The following is a 2,924-nucleotide window of genomic DNA, read 5'->3' as shown; positions in this document are numbered from 1 at the left end:
TTGCTGCAGCGCGCGCAGACCGGGCGCGGCCAGCACATCGACATCTCGATGCTGGAGTCGCTGGCCGAGTGGACCAGCTACCCGCTGTACTACGCTTTCGACGGTGCACCGCCGCCGCCGCGCACCGGGGCGGCGCACGCCACCATCTACCCCTACGGCCCGTTCCCGACCGGCGCGGACCAGGGCAGCGTGATGCTGGGCCTGCAGAACGAACGCGAGTGGGTCAATTTCTGCGAGAAGGTCTTGCAGCGCCCCGAACTGGCCCGCGACCCGCGATTTGCCGGCAACGCCAAGCGGGTTGCCGAGCGCACGGCCTTGCGCGAACTCATCGTCGACACCTTCTCGACGCTGACCGCCCCGCAGGTGGTCGAGCGCCTGGAAGCAGCCCAGATCGCCAATGCGCGTGTCAACACGATGCACGAGGTCTGGGAGYATCCGCAGCTCAAGGCACGCCAGCGCTGGCGCGAGGTGGGCTCCCCCGTCGGCGCGCTGCCTGCGATGCTTCCGCCCGGGACCTGGGACGAAGGTCCGCGCATGGACCCGGTGCCGGCGCTCGGTGAGCACACCGACGCGATCCTGCGGGAGCTGGGGATCGATGCCGAGGGCGTCCGCGTGCTGCGCGCCGCGGAGGCCATCTGATGGACCCGCGAACCTATCTCTTCGTGCCGGGCAACCGCCCCGAGCGCTTCGCCAAGGCGCTTGCCAGTGGCGCCGATGCCATCGTGTTCGACCTCGAGGATGCCGTCGCACCGGCCGGCAAGGTTGAGGCACGCGATGCCATCGCGCAGTGGCATGCACAGGCCGTCGAGGCCGACCGCAAGCGCATCGTGGTGCGCATCAACGATGCCCAGTCGACCAGCTTCACTGACGATCTGCGGCTGCTGCGCGAGGTCGGTATCTCGAACGTCATGCTGCCCAAGGCCGAGTCCGCGGCTCAGGTGCAAGCCGTTCGTGGCGTCGTGCCCGAGGCTCGCGTGCTCGCGCTGATCGAAAGCGCCCGCGGCGTTGCCCATGTCCAGCAAGTGGCCGCCGCCGAAGGTGTCGTCCGGCTGGTCTTCGGCACGCTCGACTACGCGCTCGATCTCGACCTCGATATCACCGACAGCTCCGAACCCCTGTTGCATGCCGCCAGTGTGCTCGCCATTGCGTCACGCGTCGCCGGCCTTGCTGCACCGGTCGCGGGGGTCACGCCCCAACTCGACGACGCGCAGCGGCTCCTCGCCGACCTCGCCTGGTCGCGCCGTCAAGGATTCGGAGCCAAGCTGTGCATCCACCCGCGACAGGTCGCGCCCATCCACGCCGCACTTGCGCCGAGCGCCGAGGCGCTGGAGTGGGCGCGACGCGTGCTGGCCGCCGAGGCCGCGTCACCCGGTGCAGCCCAGCTCGACGGCCGAATGATCGACCGACCCGTGGTGCTGCAGGCGCAACGCACCCTGCAGCGCGCCGGCACCTGATTACCCGTCTTCAAAAGGAACACCACCATGTCCGCCACCATCATCGACTCGGCCATCTTCCAGGGCATCTTCTCCAGCGACGAGATGCGCCAGGTCTGGTCCGACGAGAACCGCACGCAGAAGTACCTCGACATCGAGGCCGCGCTGGCCAAGGTACAGGGGCGTCTGGGCCTGATCCCGCAGGAGGCGGCCGACGAGATCGTCAGCCACTGCCGCCTCGACCAGATCGACATGGCCAAGCTGCGCCAGCAGACCGAGCGCATCGGCTACCCGATCCTGGGTGTCGTCTCGCAGCTCAACGCGCTGTGCCGTGACAAGCTGGGCGAGTACTGCCACTGGGGCGCGACCACGCAGGACATCACTGACACCGCGACCGTCCTGCAGATCCGCGAAGGCCTGGCCATCGTCGACCGCGAACTCGCGGCGATCTCGGCTGCGATGGCCAAGCACGCGAAGGCCCACCGCCTGACGCCCATGATCGGGCGCAGCAACCTGCAGCAGGCAATCCCCGTGACCTTCGGCTACAAGATGGCCGGCCTGCTCTCGGCGATCGAGCGTCACCGCGAGCGTTTGGGTCAACTCAAGGAGCGCGTGCTGGTCGGCGAGTTCGCGGGAGCCGCAGGCACGCTGGCGTCGCTGGAGAACGGCGCGATGGAAACCCAGGCTGGGCTGTGCGCCGAACTCGGGCTCAAGCAGCCGGTGATCGCGTGGCACACCATCCGCGACAACATCGCCGAGGTCGGCACCTTGCTCGGCCTGATCGGCGGCACGCTCGGCAAGCTCAGCATGGACGTCAAGCTGATGATGCAGACCGAGGTCGGCGAGGTGTACGAACCCTTCGCGCATGGCCGGGGATCGAGCAGCACGATGCCGCAGAAGCGCAATCCGATCTCGAGCTGCTACATCCACGCGGCGATCTCGGTGGTGCGCCAGCACGCCGCSGCSCTGATGGAYGCGATGGTGGCCGACCACGAGCGCTCGACCGGCCCGTGGGARATCGAGTGGATCGTGCTGCCCGAGGCGTTCTGCCTGATGGCCGGGGCGCTGAAGCAGTCGCGATTCGTGCTCGAAGGGCTGGAAGTCGATGCCCAGGCGATGCGCCGCAACATCGACATGACCCATGGCCTGGTGATGAGCGAGGCCGTGATGATGGGCCTGGGCCCCTACATCGGCCGCGAGTACGCGCACGACCTCGTGTACGACATCTGCCGCGATGCGGTCAGGCAGCAGCGGCCGCTGCTCGACCTGCTGGCTGAGCACCCGGAGATCAACAAGCATCTCGACCGTGCCGCGCTGGCCCGTCTCTGCGACCCGTCGAACTACCTCGGCCAGTCCGGCGTGATGGTCGACCGCGTCCTCGCCACTTTGCGCTGAACCCGACGCACCGCCGCCAGCCGACGCAGATCGGCGCGGCCTGCCCATGCACCGATCCAGGAGACAGTCGATGAAACCTGCCAAGCTGGTCAAGCT

The 2,924-nt window shown here is 68.2% G+C and carries 3 protein-coding genes; all 3 read left to right on the top strand.

Features of this window, described 5'->3' with window-relative positions; translation table 11 throughout:
- Positions 1 to 639, top strand: a 639-nt coding sequence (locus AC1DYI_RS31355) for a CoA transferase (RefSeq protein WP_477208026.1), incomplete at its 5' end; no start/stop codon positions are given.
- Entirely contained in the window at positions 639 to 1,454 is an 816-nt protein-coding gene (locus AC1DYI_RS31350; RefSeq protein WP_477208025.1) for an HpcH/HpaI aldolase/citrate lyase family protein, read from the top strand. The genes AC1DYI_RS31355 and AC1DYI_RS31350, both read left to right, overlap by 1 nt.
- A gap of 27 nt (positions 1,455 to 1,481) precedes the next feature.
- The gene (locus AC1DYI_RS31345) at positions 1,482 to 2,828 is read left to right on the top strand and encodes a class-II fumarase/aspartase family protein (protein WP_477208024.1); all 1,347 of its coding nucleotides are present in this window, start codon (positions 1,482 to 1,484) and stop codon (positions 2,826 to 2,828) included.
- The last annotated feature ends 96 nt before the right edge of the window (positions 2,829 to 2,924 follow it).

This window comes from Ideonella sp. P3_A4 (assembly GCF_056403075.1).
Note: the sequence above shows the minus strand (reverse complement) of the source record. Positions and strands in the feature narration are given on the sequence as shown.